Source organism: Citrobacter sp. wls710 (genome assembly GCF_005281115.1).
GTDB lineage: Bacteria > Pseudomonadota > Gammaproteobacteria > Enterobacterales > Enterobacteriaceae > Citrobacter > Citrobacter werkmanii.
Genome location: NZ_SZXD01000011.1, coordinates 312,536 through 332,627, shown reverse-complemented (window position 1 = coordinate 332,627; position 20,092 = coordinate 312,536). Strand labels below are relative to the sequence as shown.

The 20,092-nt window shown below is 51.9% G+C and carries 17 protein-coding genes and 1 other annotated feature; of the genes, 14 read left to right on the top strand and 3 right to left on the bottom strand.

Annotation, left to right across the window (positions count from 1 at the left end):
• Positions 1-4: 4 nt before the first annotated feature.
• The 7 genes from dnaN to FDX14_RS05785 all read left to right on the top strand — a co-directional run bounded on the left by dnaN (position 5) and on the right by FDX14_RS05785 (position 9,043).
• A complete protein-coding gene (gene dnaN / locus FDX14_RS05815) occupies positions 5-1,105 on the top strand; it encodes a DNA polymerase III subunit beta (protein WP_005121477.1) in 1,101 nt (366 codons plus the stop codon).
• The gene (gene recF, locus FDX14_RS05810; RefSeq protein WP_038635725.1) at positions 1,105-2,178 is read left to right on the top strand and encodes a DNA replication/repair protein RecF; all 1,074 of its coding nucleotides are present in this window, start codon (positions 1,105-1,107) and stop codon (positions 2,176-2,178) included. Before dnaN ends, recF begins: the two co-directional genes overlap by 1 nt.
• A 28-nt stretch (positions 2,179-2,206) precedes the next feature.
• A complete protein-coding gene (gene gyrB / locus FDX14_RS05805; protein ID WP_137349175.1) occupies positions 2,207-4,621 on the top strand; it encodes a DNA topoisomerase (ATP-hydrolyzing) subunit B in 2,415 nt (804 codons plus the stop codon).
• A gap of 153 nt (positions 4,622-4,774) precedes the next feature.
• On the top strand, positions 4,775-5,587 hold the full coding sequence (gene yidA / locus FDX14_RS05800; RefSeq protein WP_042311439.1) for a sugar-phosphatase: 813 nt from the start codon (positions 4,775-4,777) through the stop codon (positions 5,585-5,587).
• 173 nt (positions 5,588-5,760) lie between these two features.
• Positions 5,761-6,771: a hypothetical protein gene (locus FDX14_RS05795; RefSeq protein WP_079225771.1), complete on the top strand. Its 1,011-nt coding sequence runs from the start codon at positions 5,761-5,763 to the stop codon at positions 6,769-6,771.
• Positions 6,768-7,907 carry a BamA/TamA family outer membrane protein gene (locus FDX14_RS05790; RefSeq protein ID WP_042311444.1) on the top strand — a complete coding sequence of 380 codons (1,140 nt, stop codon included), beginning with the start codon at positions 6,768-6,770 and terminating at the stop codon, positions 7,905-7,907. The genes FDX14_RS05795 and FDX14_RS05790 overlap by 4 nt, the downstream gene beginning before the upstream one ends.
• Before the next feature lie 17 nt (positions 7,908-7,924).
• Positions 7,925-9,043 carry a DUF4056 domain-containing protein gene (locus tag FDX14_RS05785; RefSeq protein ID WP_170973575.1) on the top strand — a complete coding sequence of 373 codons (1,119 nt, stop codon included), beginning with the start codon at positions 7,925-7,927 and terminating at the stop codon, positions 9,041-9,043.
• Here FDX14_RS05785 and cbrA read toward each other — a convergent pair.
• Positions 9,029-10,141 carry a colicin M resistance lipid reductase CbrA gene (gene cbrA / locus FDX14_RS05780; protein WP_137349173.1) on the bottom strand — a complete coding sequence of 371 codons (1,113 nt, stop codon included), beginning with the start codon at positions 10,139-10,141 and terminating at the stop codon, positions 9,029-9,031. The genes FDX14_RS05785 and cbrA overlap by 15 nt on opposite strands.
• Before the next feature lie 100 nt (positions 10,142-10,241).
• On the opposite strand from cbrA, the gene FDX14_RS05775 reads away from it, so the two are divergent.
• The gene (locus FDX14_RS05775) at positions 10,242-11,468 is read left to right on the top strand and encodes a YidR family protein (protein WP_137349172.1); all 1,227 of its coding nucleotides are present in this window, start codon (positions 10,242-10,244) and stop codon (positions 11,466-11,468) included.
• Here FDX14_RS05775 and FDX14_RS05770 read toward each other — a convergent pair whose 3' ends face one another.
• Positions 11,469-11,804 (bottom strand): YceK/YidQ family lipoprotein, encoded by a 336-nt coding sequence (locus tag FDX14_RS05770; protein WP_137349171.1) that lies wholly within the window; start codon positions 11,802-11,804, stop codon positions 11,469-11,471.
• Between the two features lie 235 nt (positions 11,805-12,039).
• Positions 12,040-12,112, top strand: a sequence feature (ROSE (Repression Of Heat Shock gene Expression) occurs in the 5'-region of heat shock genes and acts as an RNA thermometer to modulate expression.).
• Here FDX14_RS05770 and ibpA point away from each other — a divergent pair.
• The 4 genes from ibpA (at position 12,106) to FDX14_RS05750 (ending at position 15,778) form a co-directional block, all read left to right on the top strand.
• Complete coding sequence (gene ibpA / locus FDX14_RS05765; protein ID WP_006687722.1) at positions 12,106-12,519, top strand: small heat shock chaperone IbpA; 414 nt, start codon at positions 12,106-12,108, stop codon at positions 12,517-12,519. It overlaps the preceding feature by 7 nt.
• Positions 12,520-12,611: 92 nt before the next feature.
• Positions 12,612-13,040: a small heat shock chaperone IbpB gene (ibpB, locus tag FDX14_RS05760; protein ID WP_006687721.1), complete on the top strand. Its 429-nt coding sequence runs from the start codon at positions 12,612-12,614 to the stop codon at positions 13,038-13,040.
• A 135-nt stretch (positions 13,041-13,175) separates the two neighbouring features.
• Positions 13,176-13,994 carry a DNA damage-inducible protein D gene (gene dinD / locus FDX14_RS05755; protein WP_061380861.1) on the top strand — a complete coding sequence of 273 codons (819 nt, stop codon included), beginning with the start codon at positions 13,176-13,178 and terminating at the stop codon, positions 13,992-13,994.
• Positions 13,995-14,116: 122 nt separating this feature from the next.
• Complete coding sequence (locus FDX14_RS05750; RefSeq protein ID WP_137349170.1) at positions 14,117-15,778, top strand: putative transporter; 1,662 nt, start codon at positions 14,117-14,119, stop codon at positions 15,776-15,778.
• Positions 15,779-15,816: 38 nt separating this feature from the next.
• Here FDX14_RS05750 and FDX14_RS05745 read toward each other — a convergent pair whose 3' ends face one another.
• Positions 15,817-16,680: an AraC family transcriptional regulator gene (locus tag FDX14_RS05745; RefSeq protein ID WP_079225776.1), complete on the bottom strand. Its 864-nt coding sequence runs from the start codon at positions 16,678-16,680 to the stop codon at positions 15,817-15,819.
• Between the two features lie 167 nt (positions 16,681-16,847).
• On the opposite strand from FDX14_RS05745, the gene FDX14_RS05740 reads away from it, so the two are divergent.
• Both FDX14_RS05740 and FDX14_RS05735 read left to right on the top strand, forming a co-directional pair.
• Complete coding sequence (locus FDX14_RS05740; RefSeq protein WP_042311984.1) at positions 16,848-18,563, top strand: solute:sodium symporter family transporter; 1,716 nt, start codon at positions 16,848-16,850, stop codon at positions 18,561-18,563.
• Complete coding sequence (locus FDX14_RS05735) at positions 18,560-20,053, top strand: sulfatase-like hydrolase/transferase (protein ID WP_137349169.1); 1,494 nt, start codon at positions 18,560-18,562, stop codon at positions 20,051-20,053. The genes FDX14_RS05740 and FDX14_RS05735 overlap by 4 nt, the downstream gene beginning before the upstream one ends.
• Positions 20,054-20,092 lie beyond the last annotated feature (39 nt).

The window sequence follows — 20,092 nt, the reverse complement described above, 5'->3', positions numbered from 1 at the left end:
CGCTATGAAATTTACCGTTGAACGTGAACATTTATTAAAACCGCTTCAGCAGGTCAGCGGCCCGCTGGGTGGACGTCCTACACTGCCGATCCTCGGAAACCTGCTGCTGCAGGTCGCTGACGGTGCGCTTTCTCTGACCGGTACCGATCTCGAAATGGAGATGGTGGCGCGCGTGGCGTTGATCCAGCCCCATGAACCTGGTGCGACCACCGTTCCGGCACGTAAATTCTTCGACATTTGCCGCGGGTTGCCAGAAGGCGCGGAAATAGCCGTTCAACTGGAAGGCGACCGCATGCTGGTACGCTCTGGTCGCAGCCGTTTCTCGCTGTCCACGCTTCCTGCCGCCGACTTCCCTAATCTGGATGACTGGCAGAGCGAAGTCGAATTCACCCTGCCGCAGGCCACGATGAAGCGCCTGATTGAAGCCACGCAGTTTTCGATGGCGCATCAGGATGTGCGTTACTACTTAAACGGCATGCTGTTTGAAACCGAAGGTGAAGAGCTGCGTACTGTGGCGACCGACGGTCACCGTCTGGCGGTTTGTTCAATGCCTGTCGGTCAGCCGTTGCCCAGCCATTCGGTGATCGTACCGCGTAAAGGTGTGATTGAACTGATGCGTATGCTTGACGGCGGTGACAACCCGCTGCGCGTGCAGATTGGCAGCAACAATATTCGTGCGCACGTGGGGGATTTCATCTTTACCTCCAAGCTGGTAGACGGTCGTTTCCCGGATTATCGCCGCGTATTGCCGAAAAATCCGGACAAACATCTGGAAGCCGGTTGCGATATCCTCAAGCAGGCGTTTGCCCGTGCGGCGATCCTCTCGAACGAGAAATTCCGCGGCGTGCGTCTGTATGTCAGCGAAAATCAGCTTAAAATCACCGCCAACAACCCGGAGCAGGAAGAAGCAGAAGAAATTCTGGATGTCTCCTATCCTGGTACGGAACTGGAAATCGGTTTTAACGTTAGCTACGTGCTGGACGTTCTGAACGCGCTGAAGTGCGAGAACGTGCGTATTCTGCTGACTGATTCCGTATCGAGCGTACAGATTGAAGATGCCGCATCACAGTCGGCTGCCTATGTTGTTATGCCAATGAGACTGTAATGTCGCTCACCCGCCTGTTGATCCGCGATTTTCGCAATATCGAAAGCGCGGATCTCGCTTTATCCCCTGGCTTTAACTTCCTGGTTGGCGCGAACGGCAGCGGCAAAACCAGTGTGCTGGAAGCCATCTATACGCTCGGCCATGGCCGGGCGTTTCGCAGTTTGCAGATTGGCCGCGTGATTCGCCACGAGCAGGAGTCGTTTGTTTTACACGGACGTTTGCAGGGAGAAGAGCGTGAGACGTCGATTGGTCTGACGAAAGACAAACTGGGCGACAGCAAAGTGCGCATTGATGGCACTGACGGGCACAAGGTCGCTGAACTGGCGCACCTGATGCCGATGCAGCTGATCACGCCAGAGGGGTTTACTTTACTCAACGGCGGCCCCAAATACAGAAGAGCATTTCTTGACTGGGGATGCTTTCACAATGAAGCCGGATTTTTCACCGCCTGGAGCAACCTGAAGCGACTGCTCAAGCAGCGCAATGCGGCACTGCGTCAGGTGAGTCGTTATGAACAACTGCGCCCGTGGGATAGAGAACTTATCCCGCTGGCGGAACAAATCAGCACCTGGCGCGCGGAGTACAGCGCGGGTATCGCGCAGGATATGGCGGATACCTGCCAGCAGTTTCTTCCCGAGTTTTCTCTCTCGTTTTCTTTCCAGCGTGGTTGGGAGAAGGAGACAGATTATGCCGAGGTGCTGGAACGCAGTTTTGAACGCGATCGCATGTTGACCTACACCGCACACGGCCCGCATAAGGCGGATTTCCGCATTCGTGCCGACGGTGCGCCGGTAGAAGACACGTTGTCGCGTGGGCAGCTAAAACTGCTAATGTGCGCCTTACGTCTGGCGCAAGGGGAGTTCCTGACCCGTGAAAGCGGACGGCGCTGCCTGTACCTGATAGATGATTTTGCCTCTGAACTGGATGATGCGCGTCGCGGGCTGCTGGCCAGCCGCTTAAAAGCCACGCAATCACAGGTCTTTGTCAGCGCAATCAGCGCTGAACACGTTATAGACATGTCCGATGAAAATTCGAAGATGTTTACCGTGGAAAAGGGTAAAATAACGGATTAACCCAAGATAAAATGAGCGAGAAACGTTGATGTCGAATTCTTATGACTCCTCCAGTATCAAAGTCCTGAAAGGGCTGGATGCGGTGCGTAAGCGCCCGGGTATGTATATCGGCGACACGGATGACGGCACCGGTCTGCACCACATGGTATTCGAGGTGGTAGATAACGCTATCGACGAAGCGCTCGCGGGTCACTGTAAAGATATTGTGGTAACGATTCACGCTGATAACTCCGTGTCTGTTACTGACGATGGCCGTGGTATCCCAACCGGTATTCATCCGGAAGAGGGCGTTTCGGCGGCGGAAGTTATCATGACCGTTCTGCACGCAGGCGGTAAATTCGATGATAACTCCTATAAAGTTTCCGGTGGTTTGCACGGCGTAGGTGTCTCCGTGGTTAACGCCCTGTCGCAGAAACTGGAGCTGGTGATTCGTCGTGAAGGCAAAGTGCATCAGCAAACTTATGTGCACGGTGTGCCGCAGGCGCCGCTGGCGGTAACGGGCGAAACAGAAGTTACGGGGACCCAGGTGCGTTTCTGGCCAAGCCATGAAACCTTCACTAACGTGACCGAGTTCGAATACGACATCCTGGCGAAGCGCCTGCGCGAACTGTCGTTCCTGAACTCCGGTGTCTCTATTCGTCTGCGCGACAAGCGTGACGGCAAAGAAGATCATTTCCATTACGAAGGCGGCATCAAGGCGTTTGTTGAATATCTCAACAAAAACAAAACGCCGATCCACCCGAATATCTTCTACTTCTCCACCGAAAAAGACGGTATCGGCGTTGAAGTGGCGCTACAGTGGAACGACGGTTTCCAGGAAAACATCTACTGCTTCACCAACAACATTCCGCAGCGTGACGGCGGGACTCACCTTGCAGGCTTCCGTGCGGCGATGACCCGTACCCTGAACGCCTACATGGACAAAGAAGGTTACAGCAAAAAAGCCAAAGTCAGCGCCACCGGTGACGATGCCCGTGAAGGCCTGATTGCGGTGGTTTCCGTGAAAGTGCCGGACCCAAAATTCTCCTCGCAGACCAAAGACAAACTGGTCTCCTCTGAGGTGAAATCGGCGGTTGAACAGCAGATGAACGAACTGCTGAGCGAATACCTGCTGGAAAACCCGTCTGACGCAAAAATCGTCGTCGGCAAGATTATCGATGCGGCCCGTGCCCGTGAAGCAGCACGTCGCGCGCGTGAAATGACCCGTCGTAAAGGCGCGCTGGACTTAGCCGGTCTGCCGGGCAAGCTGGCGGACTGTCAGGAACGCGACCCGGCGCTGTCTGAACTGTACCTGGTGGAAGGGGACTCCGCGGGCGGCTCTGCGAAGCAGGGGCGTAACCGTAAGAACCAGGCGATTCTGCCGCTGAAGGGTAAAATCCTTAACGTCGAGAAAGCGCGTTTCGACAAAATGCTCTCCTCTCAGGAAGTGGCAACGCTGATCACCGCGCTGGGCTGTGGTATCGGTCGTGACGAGTACAACCCGGACAAACTGCGCTACCACAGCATCATCATCATGACCGATGCTGACGTCGACGGCTCGCACATCCGTACGCTGCTGTTGACCTTCTTCTATCGTCAGATGCCGGAAATTGTTGAACGTGGCCATGTCTACATTGCGCAGCCGCCGCTGTACAAAGTGAAGAAAGGCAAGCAGGAACAGTACATCAAAGACGATGAAGCGATGGATCAATACCAGATCTCTATCGCTCTGGATGGCGCCACGCTGCACACCAACGCTAGCGCACCAGCCCTGGCGGGTGAGGCGTTAGAAAAACTGGTTTCTGAATACAACGCGACGCAGAAAATGATTGGCCGTATGGAACGTCGTTTCCCGAAAGCGCTGCTGAAAGAGCTGGTTTATCAGCCGACGCTGGCTGAAGGCGATCTGGCTGATGAAGCGAAAGTTACGGCCTGGGTTTCCCAGTTGGTGAACGTGCTTAATGAAAACGAAATGCACGGCAGCACCTGGAACAGCTTCGTGCGTAAAGACGCTGAACTGAACCTGTTCGAACCGGTGATCCGAGTGCGTACCCACGGTGTCGATACTGACTATCCATTGGACCATGAGTTTGTGACCGGTGGCGAGTACCATCGTATTTGTACGCTCGGTGAGAAGCTGCGCGGGCTGATCGAAGATGATGCGTTTATCGAACGCGGCGAGCGCCGCCAACCTGTGGCCAGCTTTGAGCAGGCGCTGGAATGGCTGCAGAAAGAGTCTCGTCGCGGTCTCGCTATCCAGCGTTATAAAGGTCTGGGCGAGATGAACCCGGAACAGCTGTGGGAAACCACCATGGATCCGGAAAGCCGTCGCATGTTGCGCGTTACTGTGAAGGATGCGATTGCCGCCGACCAGTTGTTCACCACCCTGATGGGCGATGCCGTCGAACCACGCCGCGCGTTTATCGAAGAAAACGCCCTGAAAGCGGCGAACATCGATATTTAACCTACACCAAGGCCTGCTTCTGTAGGCCTTTCCGGCCTACAACCGAACCACAAAAGGGGAATCTTGATTCCCCTTTCTATCCCCCTTTTCGTAGCTGTTTTTTGAGCGGAATCGCGTTAGCATGAGGACGGACTTATTTCATCCGGGGAACTCATGGCTATCAAACTTATTGCTATCGACATGGATGGCACACTTCTGCTGCCCGATCACACCATTTCACCTGCGGTCAAAACGGCAATTGCTGCGGCACGCGCGCGTGGCGTGAACGTAGTGCTGACCACGGGACGCCCGTATGCCGGCGTTCACAGCTATCTGAAAGAACTGCATATGGAACAACCCGGTGACTACTGCATTACCTACAACGGTGCGCTGGTGCAGAAAGCAGGCGATGGCAGTACCGTTGCGCAAACCGCGCTGAGCTATGATGATTATCGCTACCTGGAGCAGCTCTCCCGGGAAGTTGGCTCGCATTTCCACGCGCTCGATCGCAACACGCTGTATACCGCGAACCGTGATATCAGTTATTACACGGTGCATGAATCGTTTGTCGCGACGATTCCGCTGGTGTTCTGTGAAGCCGAAAAAATGGATCCTGCGACCCAGTTCCTGAAAGTGATGATGATTGATGAGCCGGAGATCCTCGACAAGGCCATCTCGCGCATTCCGGCGGAAGTGAAAGAAAAATACACCGTGCTGAAAAGTGCGCCGTACTTCCTCGAAATCCTCGATAAACGCGTCAACAAAGGGACTGGCGTAAAATCGCTGGCCGAGGCGTTGGGAATTAAAGCCGAGGAGGTCATGGCGATTGGCGATCAGGAAAACGACATCGCGATGATTGAATACGCCGGCGTGGGCGTTGCGATGGATAACGCCATTCCAACGGTGAAAGAGATCGCCAACTTCGTGACGAAATCTAATCTGGAAGACGGTGTTGCCTGGGCCATTGAGAAGTACGTCCTCTCCTGATGTGCGTTATGCCTGGCTTCGGCCAGGCATAAAACATTAAGAATGTTATAAAAATCACGTTTGTATTATCAGATGTGAAACAGCACATTAATCCCCCCATTTAGTACACAACTTCTATACTCTCCCACCTTCTTTTATATTCAGGCGGTTCCTGCCTGCAACTATGTTTTCTTATGACTAACACAAGCATTCGCCTGGTGTTGATGACGTCTTCCTGTTTGATTTTTCAAGCCTGGGCTGCGACGGATTCTGGCTCAACGTTAACACCGCTGTATGATTATCAGGACGATGGTCAGGCTACTCCTGTGCCGGTAAAACCGGCGGCTAAACCTGCCGCAAGCCACTCTGTTTTGCCCTTTTTAGGTGACGAGGCGCGTAAACGTGGCTACGATCTGCCTGAGCCGTTTGGTGTGAATATTAACTACATGAATATCAGGCAGAATATTAATGTAGACAGTATTAACTTTAATGGCCTTTCTCTGGGCGGCCATTCGCTGGATAACGCGTTCAAAATCAAGGTAGGCAACACGCGCGAGAGCAGCAAAACCGAAACCCTGAAGCTGGATGCCTGGCTGCTGCCCTTTATGAATATCTACGGGCTGGTGGGCTACACCGACGGTCATTCGATTTCGCAGATTGGCGTCGGGGTTAAGGGCGCGCGTAAATATCATTATCCGGCGAATCTGCAAAACCTGGATTTTAAACTCGATTTCAAAGGCACCACCTACGGTATCGGGACAACGCTGGTCGGCGGTGTCGGGAACTGGTTTACCGCTGTTGATGCCAACTATACCCAGACGCAGTTTGACATTCTTGACGGCAGTATCGATGCCTTCACGGTTTCTCCGCGAGTCGGCTACCGTTTTGCGACGCCGAGCGTGGATACGCTGCATCTGCCCTCCGGGAAACTCAACGTTTGGGTGGGGTCTATGTATCAGGATGTGCAGCAAGAGTTTAAGGGAAGCCTGAACGATCTCTCCATGCCCTCCGCTACGCTGCAGAGAATGGTTGATTTGGCGAATAAGGACGGAAATGGCCGTTTCGACGTTAAACAGCATTTGCAATCCCCATGGAACATCCTGGTCGGCGCGCAGTATGAGCTGACCCGCAACTTTAATATCACCTCTGAAATTGGCTTTGCTGAGCGTAATAGCTTCTTTGTCGCCGGTGAGTATCGCTTTTGAATAGTTTAACTCGTCTGTTTTTGCTCTGTGCATTCAGCCTGTTGGGAACGGCGGTGCAGGCCGCGCTCCCCAGCCGTGAAGAAGTTGACGGCTGGCTGAATACACTGGGCGCCAGCGATAACTTTAACGCCAGCAAAGGTATCGATTGGGGGGTAATGCCAGGGCCTTTCTACACTCCCGAACTGGGACTGGGGATCGGCACGGCGGTGGTGGGGATGTATCGCCCGGACCCAAACGACACGGTGAGTCAGAATTCGACGCTGACCCTCAGCGGTTACTTTAGCTCAACGGGCGCTTTCGGCGTCACAATGCAAAATTACGCCTTTTTTGCCGACGATCGCTGGCGTTTTTTTATCAATGGCGCATTAACCGATACCCCAACTTATTACTGGGGACAGGGTTTTAGCGCAGGAGATAAAGACAGCCAGAAACAGCAATATACGGCTCAGGTGCTGGATGTACGCCCCACCTTGTATCGACGGTTAGCGCCTAATGTCTATCTGGGACTCGGCTGGTCGTTGAACGCACAGCATGCTGCGCAAATGGATGACAATGATCCCCCCAAAATTGAGAATACCGGGCAGGGCGCGTCGGTGTTGAGTTCCGGCAGCAGTGTAGAACTTAGCTGGGATGACCGTGACTTTGTTCCTAACCCGCGCCAGGGACAATATGCTGACGTACGCTATACCCGCTATACGCCCGATGTGGGGAGCGATACCCGATTTGATGAATACCAGTTGCACTACAGCCGCTACCACTCTCTGGACGAGAAGAATGTGCTTGCCTGGGAGATGGACGGTGCGTTTACTCAGGGTGATGTACCGTGGAGCATGATGCCGTTGCTTGGAAGCAATCAGCGGATGCGTGGCTATTACGAAGGACGCTATCGCGATAAAAACGCCGTCAGCGGGCAGGTAGAGTATCGCCGCAAACTTGACTGGCGGCATGGCGTGGTCGGCTGGCTGGGCGCAGGGACGATGGGGCCATCATTTAGCGCGCTGGATGATGGACGCTGGCTACCCTCGGCGGGGGTGGGGTATCGTTTTGAATTTAAGCCGCGGGTGAATGTGCGTCTGGATTATGGCATTGGAAAAGGGAGCAGCGGTTTTTATTTTCAGGTAGGAGAGGCGTTTTGATCAATAAAGTGCTGCTGATGACGACCTTGTTATTGGCAACGATCGGGGTCCATGCTGCGATACCTGTACCTTTGCAGCTAACGGAAGATGATAAGGCTCAAAGTACCGCCTGGCCGGTAGTTTCGCCGCTCCCCGCGCCTCAAGGGTTACGTCCGTGCTGTGCTTTTGGTTACGACCTGCACGCGCAGGTGCTGGATATGCCGGTACCGTTTTATGAACTTGATAACGTCGTTGCGGCTGACGGTATTGGCGAGCATCGCTATAACGACAGCCTGCTGTTAGGGTTAGTGAATCTGGCCGGTATCGGGCATGAACACAATGGCATTGTGTATACCTCACGCGGCGGTTTTATCGATACCGCGCATGTAAGAGATACCGCAGATATGACGGTCTGGCTTTTTAGCCATCTACTTCCACGGTTAGGCCAGCCTTTTACGCTGCGTCTGGAAGATGAGCTCGCGGAGCGGCATATTGTTTTCAATGCCTTTACGCCACCTGAAACGGCAGGCGATCGTTACGCATTAGCTGCCTGGCTGGCAGCGCATCTGGCCTTTCAGCTCGCGGCCTGGCATGAAATTGCACAATGGTACGGTTTTGAGTCAGTTCCTGGATTTTCTGAGGAAGTTTCCGCATTTTCACCGGAAGATCTCTACTCCAACCTGTTGGGGGCAAGAATTGCGGTGTCGCTGATTCTTGATGGGCAACTGGCAACATCAGAAATGTACGATGCAGCAATGAACAAGGCACTGTATCAGGCGTTGACGCAGTTGGGAGCTAAGCCTGAAACAATAACCCGTTTTCAGTTTGATATGTTGGATGGCAAGTGGTGGAACAGCCAGCGTCGGGTGCCGGAGAAATATCTGGTGCTGCACAGAAACTACGATGTGAGTGATTCGCGTTTGCCAACGCCAGTGCCCGGTGAAAAAGCCGTGCCGCTACGCCTGTCGCTGCCGCATCACTGGCGAAATTACTCCCTTGATACGCTGGCACAACTTCAACTCCGACCTGGAAGTCACATGGCGCGGCTACCTTTACCACAATCCTGGTACAGCGAAGCTAATTTCCCTGCGCTGGCTACGCTTGCAGGTGATAGCGATAATCTGTCGAAAGTGAGTGAACATTCATTCCTTTATTAAAAATCTCCACCAGAACTTCATTGGCGGATGTTTTTCTGACCCTGTCAGGGGGATATGCGCAACGCCACTTTGCATTATCCATTTCCGGATACACGCCGCTGTTAATATGCGGCTTTTAAGGATCTTGCCATACAGTTTAAGACGTAGCTTGCGAGTGGCATTCCTGTATGCGAGATTCATATCCTTTCTATCCCGTATTAATACTGATTTGAGGATTTCTGCACTATCAAGCGCGTAACTAATTCCTTCCAGCGAGCTGGCGCTGATAAAACCGGCCGCTTCGCCAATCAAAAACGCATTGTCCTTACCGCAGACGAAGTCTTTCCAGCGTGATGGGAACAGCACCGTACATTTTTCGCTTTTCACCGGTTTGCCGAACTGGAAATGGAACGCTTCCATCTTCTCTTTTAGTTCGTCAAAGCGTGCCTGGCCGTCCTTCATTGGGTAGGCGCCGCCAAAGATAAAATAACCATCCTTGCTGATACTCCATGAATAACAGTCGGTTGTGTCGTTATCAAAAATACAGGAATAGAACGGCACGGGATGTTTTTCTGCAAACCATTGTTGAATTGCCACATATTTACGGATTTGGTGCTGGGGATAGAGATGACGGCGTACCAGTGAATTCGCGCCGTCGGCGCCCACCAGATAACGCGCGCTGATCTGCTGCTCCCAACCGTCGGCGCGAAAGATAACATGCCAGTTATCGCCTTCGCGCCAGATCTTGCGACACAGACTATCGTGGTACACCTGCACCTCTTCAGGAATGAGAGATTTCATCCATAAATCAAAAGCATGGCGATTGATGTTAATGTAGCTGCGCTGGTAGTTACGGGTCAGAGAGGCTGCAACATCAACCGTTTTAACGCTAAAAATCTGTGGGTTGGCGATGATATCAACGGGCAAGGTTATCCCGTCGCGGATAAACGAACGCTGAGCATCCGGGGCCAGCAGCCCGCCGCAGGGTTTCGTGAATCCTTCGTTGCCGCACTGGCGCTTTTTATCCAATGCAATCACGCGCATTTTTCCACTCAACTGTCGCGCCAGCGCTGCGCCTGCCGGGCCTAATCCGATAATCGCTACGTCAAAATGTTCCATCTTTCTGTCCGCAAAAAATGAAGATGGACATACGCTAAAGCCTGAAAGTGAAGTGCTTGTGAAGTATGATTGCTTAAATCGTCTTGTATCAGGGCATCCCATGAAGCAAATCACCTTTACGCCGCGTAATCATCAGCTTACCAATCTCAACACCTGGACCCCGGACAGTAACTGGCTGGTCTTCGACGTGCGTCCTTCCGGTGCCTCTTTTACGGGGGAAACGATTGAACGCGTCAATGTTCATACTGGCGAACTGGAGGTGATTTACCGGGCCACTCAAGGGGCACATGTTGGCGTGGTGACCGTTCATCCAAAGTCGGAAAAGTATGTTTTTATTCATGGACCAGAAAATCCTGATGAAACATGGGATTACAACTTTCATCATCGTCGTGGGGTGATTGTTTCGCAGGCAGAGGTAACGAATTTGGATGCGATGGATATCACCGCGCCGTACACGCCTGGTGCGTTACGTGGCGGCAGTCATGTGCATGTCTTTAGCCCGAGCGGTGAGTTTGTCAGTTTCACTTATAACGACCATGTGCTGCATGAACGCTCTCCGGCGCTGGATTTACGTAACGTCGGCGTGGCTGCGCCGTATGGTCCGGTGAGCGTATCCACGCAGCATCCGCGTGAATATAGCGGGAGCCGCTGGTGCGTGCTGGTGAGTCAAACGACGCCTGCGCCAAAACCGGGGAGCGATGAGATAAACCGAGCCTATGAAGAAGGTTGGGTGGGTGATAGCACACTGGCGTTTATCGGCGATACGTTGTCAGTTACCGGTGAGAAAGTGCCGGAGCTGTTTATCGTTGATTTGCCACAGAATGAAAGCGGCTGGAAACAGCCGGGTGACGCACCGCTGGAGGGCACAGAGGCGACAATGCCTGCGCCGCCATCCGGCATTCACCAACGCCGTCTGACGTTTACTCATGAGCGCGCCTTTCCGGGGCTGGTGAATCAGCCGCGCCACTGGGTGCGCAGTAATCCACAGGCGTCTGAAATTGCGTTTTTAATGCGCGATAACCATGGCGTTGTGCAGCTGTGGTTAATTTCACCACAGGGTGGTGAGCCGCGTCAGCTTACCCGCTGCGCCACGAGTATTCAGTCAGCATTCAACTGGCATCCGTCGGGGAAATGGCTGGGGTTTGTGCTGGAAAACAGAATCGCCTGTTGTGATGCTCAGACGGGAGAGATTGATTTTTTAACGGATCGTCACGGCAACCCGCCCTCGGCCGATGCGGTCGTCTTCTCTCCTGATGGGCGACGGATTGCGTGGATGGAAGACGTCGAAGGTTTCCGCCAATTGTGGATGACTGAAACAGGGCGTTAATTAAGGAGCAGGCATTTTCGCCGGGGGGAGAACGGCGTTCGTGGCCTGGGTTCTCTCCTCGCTCTTTTCTACGCGGGATCTCACCGAGTTATCTTTACGAAAGAGATCCCATGGAAGCAATACGGTATCAAGCACCGCCGTAAAAGGCATATCAAGAATTGCCAGCGACTTCGTTCCCCAATTCGTATCACTTTCGCTTATCATAGTGGCGCTGGCGCGTGTGCCAGGATACGTCCCTTCCTTGCCTCCGGTATGTGACATTATGCTGGAACAGCCGCTCAAAAACGCTATCCCGCTGCACATTGTCAGTGTTACCAACATTTTTTTTATCATCATTTATTCATCTGTTTTCATCGTGTTTGCATGATGAGTTAAAGCGATCCGTTGCGAAAATAACATCACCATTTCGTCGCACTGTGGCGGCTATCGCGATTTATCGATAACAACTGCTCTCCCCAGTGTATGCAATAGACAACAAACTGCAAAAAAAGTCAGATGAATACGCTTGAAAAGTTTGTTTTAAGACCCATTTTTAGGATGTAGACAACAGAAGGGCATGCCTGATGGGTGTCCTGGCTACCTGACCTGTCCATGATGGAAGGTCTCACATTCTCGCTGATTTCAGGAGCTATTGATTATGCGTAACTTTGATTTATCCCCGCTGTACCGTTCTGCTATTGGTTTTGACCGTCTGTTTAACCTGCTGGAAAACAACCAGAGCCAGAGTAATGGCGGCTACCCTCCGTACAACGTTGAGCTGGTAGACGAAAACCATTACCGCATTGCGATTGCTGTTGCCGGTTTCGCTGAAAGCGAGCTGGAAATTACCGCTCAGGACAATCTGCTGGTGGTAAAAGGCGCTCATGCGGATGAGCAAAAAGAACGTACTTACCTGTATCAGGGTATTGCCGAGCGCAACTTCGAACGTAAGTTCCAGTTAGCGGAGAACATTCATGTTCGCGGCGCAAACCTGGTGAATGGTCTGCTGTATATCGATCTTGAGCGCGTTATTCCCGAAGCGAACAAACCGCGCCGCATCGAAATCAACTAATTCTGTGGGCCGCTTCAGGCGGCCTTGCTAAGCAATCGGCTTGCCGTCAGGGAGCCGAAAGGTACCTACTCGCTTCTTAGAAGGAGATTATTATGCGTAACTACGATTTATCCCCACTGCTGCGTCAATGGATCGGTTTTGACAAACTGGCCAATGCCTTACAAAACGCCGGTGAAAGCCAGAGCTTCCCACCCTATAACATCGAAAAGAGCGATGATAACCACTACCGCATTACCCTTGCGTTAGCCGGTTTCCGCCAGGAAGATCTGGATATTCAACTGGAGGGCACACGCCTGACCGTGAAAGGTACACCGCAGCAGCCGGAAAAAGAGACAAAATGGTTGCACCAGGGGCTGGTTACTCAGCCGTTCAGTCTGAGCTTTACGCTGGCTGAAAATATGGAGGTCTCAGGCGCAAGCTTTACTAACGGCTTGCTGCATATCGATTTGACCCGTAATGAACCTGAAACCATTGCTCCACAACGTATCGCCATCAGCGAACGTCCCGCATTAAATAGCTAAATAGCTCCATGCCTTTGCCCCGCCAGAAATGACGGGGCTTTTTTGTGCGTCAGCACACATGAAACTGTCTTGTTGTAACGAATGTTTCACTGTAAAAATATCCAGTACCAATACTCTTAACGAAGGAATGTTTTTATGAGTGAACATCAACCATTTGAAGCTATGAAACAGTTTGATGATGCTGGGATCGAATATTGGTCTGCCCGGGAATTGGCTAAGGTTCTTGAATATTCAGAGTACCGACATTTTCTACCTGTGATAAAGAAAGCTGCGGAGTCATGTGTAGCCAGTGGTCAATTAGAGAGTGACCATTTCGAGGAGATCCTCGCAATGGTACGAATTGGGTCAGGAGCTAGTCGGGAATTAAAAGACGTAAAACTCTCCCGCTACGCCTGTTATCTGGTCGTGCAAAATGGTGATCCCGCGAAACCTGTTATCGCGGCCGGGCAAACCTACTTTGCCATTCAAACCCGACGTCAGGAGTTGGCCGATGATGCTGCTTTTAAATCTCTGCGTGAGGATGAAAAGCGTTTGTTCTTACGCAATGAACTAAAAGAACACAATAAGCATCTGGTTGAAACCGCACAACTTGCTGGCGTAGAGACCGCTTTCGATTTTGCTATCTTTCAAAACCATGGTTACAAGGGGCTTTATGGTGGTTTAGATCAGCGAGCGATTCATGAACGTAAAGGGTTGAGGAAAAGCCAGAAAATTCTCGATTACATGGGGTCTACAGAGCTGGCGGCAAATCTGTTTCGGGCAACGCAAACGGAAGACAAACTGCGCAGAGACTCTGTTAACACCAAACAGCAAGCTAATCAGACGCATTACGAGGTGGGACGCAAAGTTCGCCAGACTATTCATGAACTGGGTGGCACGATGCCGGAAGCGCTGCCATTGCCAGAAAAAAGCATTCAGCAACTACAAATCGACGTGAAGAAAAACGCTAAATAACGCCCTTCTTAAGCGCTTATTGGCGCTCTGTAGCATGATAATGTGCGCCACTCTGCATTCATGCCTGAACGGTTCAGTCATAATCCTCGTTAAATGAAATGTTATTCACAGGGAACAGGATAATGAGTGATATAGCATTGACGGTCAGCGTTCTGGCGTTGGTGGCGGTTGTCGGATTATGGATCGGCAACATAAAAATACGTGGCGTTGGTTTTGGCATCGGAGGGGTGCTGTTCGGCGGTATTATCGTCGGACATTTTGTCGATCAGGCAGGGATGACCCTGAGCGGCGACATGCTGCATTTTATTCAGGAATTTGGCCTGATTCTTTTCGTCTACACCATCGGTATTCAGGTGGGGCCGGGCTTTTTTGCGTCACTGCGCGTTTCCGGACTGCGGCTGAATCTGTTTGCCGTACTGATTGTCATCATAGGGGGACTGGTCACCGCGATCCTGCATAAGATTTTTGCCATTCCCCTTCCGGTGGTGCTGGGGATATTCTCCGGCGCGGTCACCAATACGCCGGCGCTGGGGGCGGGGCAGCAAATTCTGCGCGATCTGGGGACGCCAGCAGATATTGTAGACCAGATGGGGATGAGCTATGCCATGGCTTATCCTTTTGGTATCTGCGGTATTTTGCTCACGATGTGGCTGATGCGCCTTATTTTCCGCGTTAACGTCGATGCTGAAGCTCAGCAGCATGAATCCACGTTGACCAATGGACACGCGCTGATTCAGACGATGAACATCCGCGTGGAAAACCCGAACCTCAACAATATGGCGATTCAGGATGTCCCAATTCTGAACAGCGATAAAATCATCTGCTCGCGTCTGAAGCGTGAAGAGACATTGATGGTGCCGTCGCCAGGGACGATTATCCAGATGGGCGACCTGTTACACCTGGTCGGTCAGCCTGGCGATCTGCACAACGCGCAGGTAGTGATTGGGCAGGAGGTGGACACATCGCTGTCGACGCGAGGTACCGATTTACGCGTTGAACGCGTGGTGGTGACTAATGAACAGGTGTTGGGTAAACGTATCCGCGACCTGCATTTTAAAGAACGTTATGACGTGGTTATCTCCCGTTTAAACCGTGCGGGCGTTGAGCTGGTGGCCAGCAGCGATGCCAGCCTGCAATTCGGGGATATCCTCAATCTGGTGGGGCGTCCCGCGTCCATTGATGCCGTTGCCAATGTTGTCGGCAACGCCCAGCAAAAACTGCAGCAGGTGCAGATGCTGCCGGTATTTATCGGTATTGGACTGGGTGTCCTATTGGGTTCCATCCCGCTTTTCATCCCGGGTTTCCCGGTAGCGTTAAAATTGGGTTTGGCCGGTGGACCGCTGATCATGGCCTTAATTCTGGGGCGTATTGGCAGCATTGGTAAGCTGTACTGGTTTATGCCTCCCAGCGCTAACCTGGCGCTGCGAGAGTTAGGTATTGTACTGTTTCTGGCGGTGGTTGGCCTGAAATCTGGCGGTGATTTTGTTAACACGCTGACTCAGGGTGATGGGCTGAGCTGGGTCGGGTACGGTATTTTTATTACCGCCATTCCGCTGATTACCGTGGGACTGCTGGCGCGTATCTTCGCCAAAATGAACTATCTGACGCTGTGCGGTATGCTGGCGGGTTCGATGACCGATCCCCCCGCGCTGGCGTTTGCTAACAACCTGCATGCCACCAGCGGGGCGGCGGCGCTCTCCTATGCTACCGTTTATCCGCTGGTGATGTTCCTGAGGATTATCACCCCACAGCTGCTGGCGGTGATCTTCTGGGGAATGGGATAAAGAACGCGTATCCGGCCTGCATCTTCTGCAGGCCGATTTCACTTCTCATGTTTAAGCACTGCCGAGGGCGCATAGCCAAATTTGTGTTTAAACGCTTTGCTGAAATGAAATGAGTCAAAAAAGTTAAGCATATCTGCCACCTGTCCGACCGTATTCCCTTCCTGCTTTAACAGTGACAGCGCCAGTTCCAGCCGGGCATCGAGATAATATTCCTTAGGTGTTTTACCGGTGTAACGTAAAAAAAGACGACGTAGCCAGGCTTCGCTACAGGGGATGGTGGCCGCCATATCCGCCACGCTCCAGCGCCTTTGCAGGCTGGCATGCAGAGTGGCAATTAGTTTTTCAATTTGTATCCGCTGTGGGTCTTTTTTTCCTTCGGCGTAAATAAGACAAATCCATTGATAAATTATTTTTGTGAGAAAAGCGACGGCCAGATTATTTTTCATTGAGTCTTGTGACGTAATTAGTCGCGAGACCTCGGCCAGCTCCTGATTATAAATATCACCATTATAAATAATACTTTGCTGGCGTAACGGAATATCCATTACGCTGGTTGGCGTGAATTCCATCCAGTATTGTTCCCATACTAATCCTTCACAATGATAAGACTGTATATCTGTTGGTTTTAAAAAGATTATACAATTCCCGGTGAGGGTAATGTGTTCGCCGTCTTTTAGCAGGATTTTCCCACAGCCCTGGACGGTATAGACAGCAACCCATGAATTAGCTATCAGTGGCTTTTTCTTATCGCGTGGCCAAATAACCCTGTAATGTTCGTCGGCATAGGTGTGCCACAGCGAGATCAATGAAATTCCGCTTGAGATCACATTTTCGTTAATCAATAGGGGAATATTGTACGTAGTTTCGTTTTTTACATGCGAACTTTGCATCTTTCCATTCATTTTAATTACCCGCCGGAGAATTATGCCCACAACCTGAACTTAACAGAAAAAATCTGTTCAGGGATATGACGTTTTTATTTTAAGAAATCTGACTGCCTGACCCGGTGCACAATACCTCGCATTCTCCCTACAGCTGCCGGGACATAATGAAAAACAAGGGCTATGAGATGAATACGCTACAAATTCTAAGCTTTGTGGGTTTTACGCTGCTGGTGGCGGTAATCACCTGGTGGAAGTTACGGAAAGCGGATACCGGATCGCAACAAGGATATTTTCTGGCGGGGCGATCGCTAAAAGCGCCGGTTATTGCCGCATCGCTGATGCTAACGAATCTCTCGACGGAGCAACTGGTAGGGTTAACCGGCCAGGCTTATCGCAGTGGGATGTCGGTAATGGCATGGGAAGTTATCTCAGCGATCCCGCTCATTTTTCTGGCGCTGATTTTTTTGCCGCGCTATCTGCAGCGCGGCATTGCCACCATTCCGGACTTTATTGAGGAGCGTTATGACAAAACGACCCGCATTATCATCGACTGCTGTTTTTTAATTGCCACGGGGATTTGTTTTCTGCCGATCATTTTGTATTCCGGCGCACTTGCCTTTAACAGTATGTTTCATGTTACTGAAACCTTTGGTATTTCCCAGCATACGGCAATTTGGTTGATGGCGGTGGTATTGGGGATTAGTGGTATTTTGTACGCCGTGGTCGGCGGGATGCGTGCCATTGCTATTGCTGATGTGATCAATGGTATCGGTCTGGTTATTGGCGGTCTGATGGTGCCACTATTTGGCCTGATGGCAATGGGTAAAGGCAGCCTGAGCGAAGGAATTACGCGCTTAACGCAGGATCACAGCCAGATGTTGAATTCGATTGGCGGGAGCAACGACCCGGTACCGATCGGCGCGGCGCTGACCGGGCTTATTCTGGTGAATACCTTCTACTGGTGTACGAACCAGGGAATTGTTCAACGTACGCTGGCGTCCAAAAGTTTATCGGAGGGACAGAAAGGGGCCTTATTGACGGCGGTGTTGAAGATGCTGGATCCGCTGATTCTGGTATTGCCTGGCGTTATCGCCTTTCACCTTTTCCAGGATCTCCCAAAAGCGGATATGGCTTACCCGGCGCTGGTAAACAAAGTCATGCCATTGCCGCTGATTGGCTTTTTCAGCGCCGTATTGTTCGGCGCGATCATCAGCGCGTTTTGCGGTTTTCTCAACAGCGCCTCGACACTATTCAGCCTCGGTATTTATCGTCGTCTGATTAACGAGCAGGCCAGCCCCGATAAACTGGTCAGCGTGGGGCGTCGTTTTGGTTTTATCGTCGCGGTTATTTCTGTGCTGGTTGCGCCGTGGATTGCGTATGCGCCACAGGGGCTTTACAGCTGGATGAAACAACTCAATGGCATTTACAACGTACCGTTGGTGACCATCGTTATTATGGGCTTCTTTTTCCCCCGCATCCCGGCATTGGCGGCGAAGGTCGCGATGGGGCTGGGTATCGTCAGCTACATCACCATTAACTATCTGGTTAAGTTTGACTTTCACTTCCTTTACGTTTTGGCCTGTACCTTCTGCATTAACGTGGTGGTCATGTTGGTTATCGGTGTTATCAAGCCGCGTGCCACGCCGTTTAAATTCCATAATGCTTTCGCGGTAGATATGAAGCCGTGGAAAAACGCGAAGATCGCCTCTGTTGGCGTCCTGTTTGCGATGATTGGCGTCTATTCAGGTCTGGCGCAGTTTGGTGGTTACAACTCTCGTTGGCTGACAATCTTCAGCTACGCCATCACGGCAGCAGTAGTGATATACCTGATTTTCAGCAGTTGGCAGTCGCGACGTATCTCTACGGCACACAGTGTCTCTGACACTAAGGATAAAGCATGAACCGCCCTAATTTTCTGTTCATCATGACCGACACTCAGGCGACTAATATGGTCGGCTGTTACAGTGGTAAATCGCTGAATACCAATAATATCGATAGCCTGGCGGCAGAAGGTATTCGCTTTAATTCCGCTTATACCTGCTCACCGGTGTGCACCCCGGCCCGCGCGGGGCTGTTTACCGGTATTTATGCCAACCAGTCCGGTCCGTGGACCAATAACGTCGCACCGGGGAAAAATATTTCCACCATGGGGCGCTACTTCAAGGATGCGGGCTATCACACCTGCTACATCGGCAAGTGGCATCTCGACGGGCATGATTACTTTGGTACCGGCGAGTGTCCCCCCGAGTGGGATGCCGACTACTGGTATGACGGTGCCAATTACCTTGCAGAACTGACGGAAAAAGAGATTGGTTTGTGGCGTAATGGCCTGAACAGCGTGGAGGATTTGCTGGCCAACAATATCGATGAAACCTTCACCTGGGCGCATCGTATCAGCAACCGGGCGGTTGAATTCCTCCACCAGCCTGCTCGTGATGACGAACCCTTCCTGATGGTGGTTTCCTACGATGAGCCGCATCACCCGTTTACCTGTCCGGTGGATTATCTGCAAAAATATCAGGACTTTTACTACGATCTGGGCGCGAAAGCGCAGGATACTCTGTGCGATAAGCCTGAGCATCATCGCCTGTGGTCGCAGGCGATGCCATCTCCAGTGGGTGAAGACGGACGTTATCACCATCCACTCTATTTTGCCTGTAACGACTTTGTTGATGATCAGATTGGCCGGGTGATTGATGCCTTAACGCCAGAACAGCGGGAGAATACCTGGGTTATTTATACCTCCGATCACGGTGAGATGATGGGGGCGCATAAGCTCATCAGTAAGGGGGCGGCGATGTATGACGACATCACGCGAATTCCTCTGATTATGCGCCCGCCGCAGGGAGAACCTATGCAGGTAGACACGCCGGTCAGTCATATCGATCTGCTGCCGACGATGATGGCGCTGGCGGGCATTGAGAAGCCACAAATCCTGCCGGGTGAAAACGTCCTTAACATTGAAAAGCCACGCGGCGTGATGGTGGAGTTCAACCGTTATGAGATTGAACATGACAGTTTTGGCGGATTTATTCCGGTACGCTGCTGGGTGACAGACGACTGGAAGCTGGTGCTGAACCTGTTTACCAGCGATGAGCTTTACGACAGACGAAACGATCCCGATGAGCTACACAACCTGATAGATTCGCCACAATTAGCCGACGTTCGCTCCAGGATGCACGACGCTCTGCTGGACTATATGGATAAAATCCGCGACCCGTTCCGTACCTACCAATGGAGTTTGCGTCCGTGGCGTTCAGATGCCGTACCACGCTGGATGGGCGCTTTCCGCCCACGCCCGCAAGACGGTTATTCGCCGGTGGTTCGCGATTACGACACCGGTTTACCAACCCAGGGCGTAAAAGTGGAGGAGAAAAAGCAGAAGTTCTGACTACAATGCCACCTGATGCAAATACCCACATTTGCACTT

Bases quoted from the DNA above. Each gene is read 5' to 3' on its own strand.
- FDX14_RS05785 (WP_170973575.1), top strand. From the start codon at position 7,925: ATGACGACCTTGTTATTGGCAACGATCGGGGTCCATGCTGCGATACCT.
- recF (WP_038635725.1), top strand. From the start codon at position 1,105: ATGTCGCTCACCCGCCTGTTGATCCGCGATTTTCGCAATATCGAAAGC.
- FDX14_RS05735 (WP_137349169.1), top strand. From the start codon at position 18,560: ATGAACCGCCCTAATTTTCTGTTCATCATGACCGACACTCAGGCGACT.
- FDX14_RS05795 (WP_079225771.1), top strand. From the start codon at position 5,761: ATGACTAACACAAGCATTCGCCTGGTGTTGATGACGTCTTCCTGTTTG.
- dnaN (WP_005121477.1), top strand. From the start codon at position 5: ATGAAATTTACCGTTGAACGTGAACATTTATTAAAACCGCTTCAGCAG.
- FDX14_RS05770 (WP_137349171.1), bottom strand. From the start codon at position 11,804: ATGATGATAAAAAAAATGTTGGTAACACTGACAATGTGCAGCGGGATA.
- FDX14_RS05740 (WP_042311984.1), top strand. From the start codon at position 16,848: ATGAATACGCTACAAATTCTAAGCTTTGTGGGTTTTACGCTGCTGGTG.
- ibpA (WP_006687722.1), top strand. From the start codon at position 12,106: ATGCGTAACTTTGATTTATCCCCGCTGTACCGTTCTGCTATTGGTTTT.
- FDX14_RS05775 (WP_137349172.1), top strand. From the start codon at position 10,242: ATGAAGCAAATCACCTTTACGCCGCGTAATCATCAGCTTACCAATCTC.
- gyrB (WP_137349175.1), top strand. From the start codon at position 2,207: ATGTCGAATTCTTATGACTCCTCCAGTATCAAAGTCCTGAAAGGGCTG.
- cbrA (WP_137349173.1), bottom strand. From the start codon at position 10,141: ATGGAACATTTTGACGTAGCGATTATCGGATTAGGCCCGGCAGGCGCA.
- dinD (WP_061380861.1), top strand. From the start codon at position 13,176: ATGAGTGAACATCAACCATTTGAAGCTATGAAACAGTTTGATGATGCT.
- yidA (WP_042311439.1), top strand. From the start codon at position 4,775: ATGGCTATCAAACTTATTGCTATCGACATGGATGGCACACTTCTGCTG.
- FDX14_RS05745 (WP_079225776.1), bottom strand. From the start codon at position 16,680: ATGAATGGAAAGATGCAAAGTTCGCATGTAAAAAACGAAACTACGTAC.
- ibpB (WP_006687721.1), top strand. From the start codon at position 12,612: ATGCGTAACTACGATTTATCCCCACTGCTGCGTCAATGGATCGGTTTT.
- FDX14_RS05750 (WP_137349170.1), top strand. From the start codon at position 14,117: ATGAGTGATATAGCATTGACGGTCAGCGTTCTGGCGTTGGTGGCGGTT.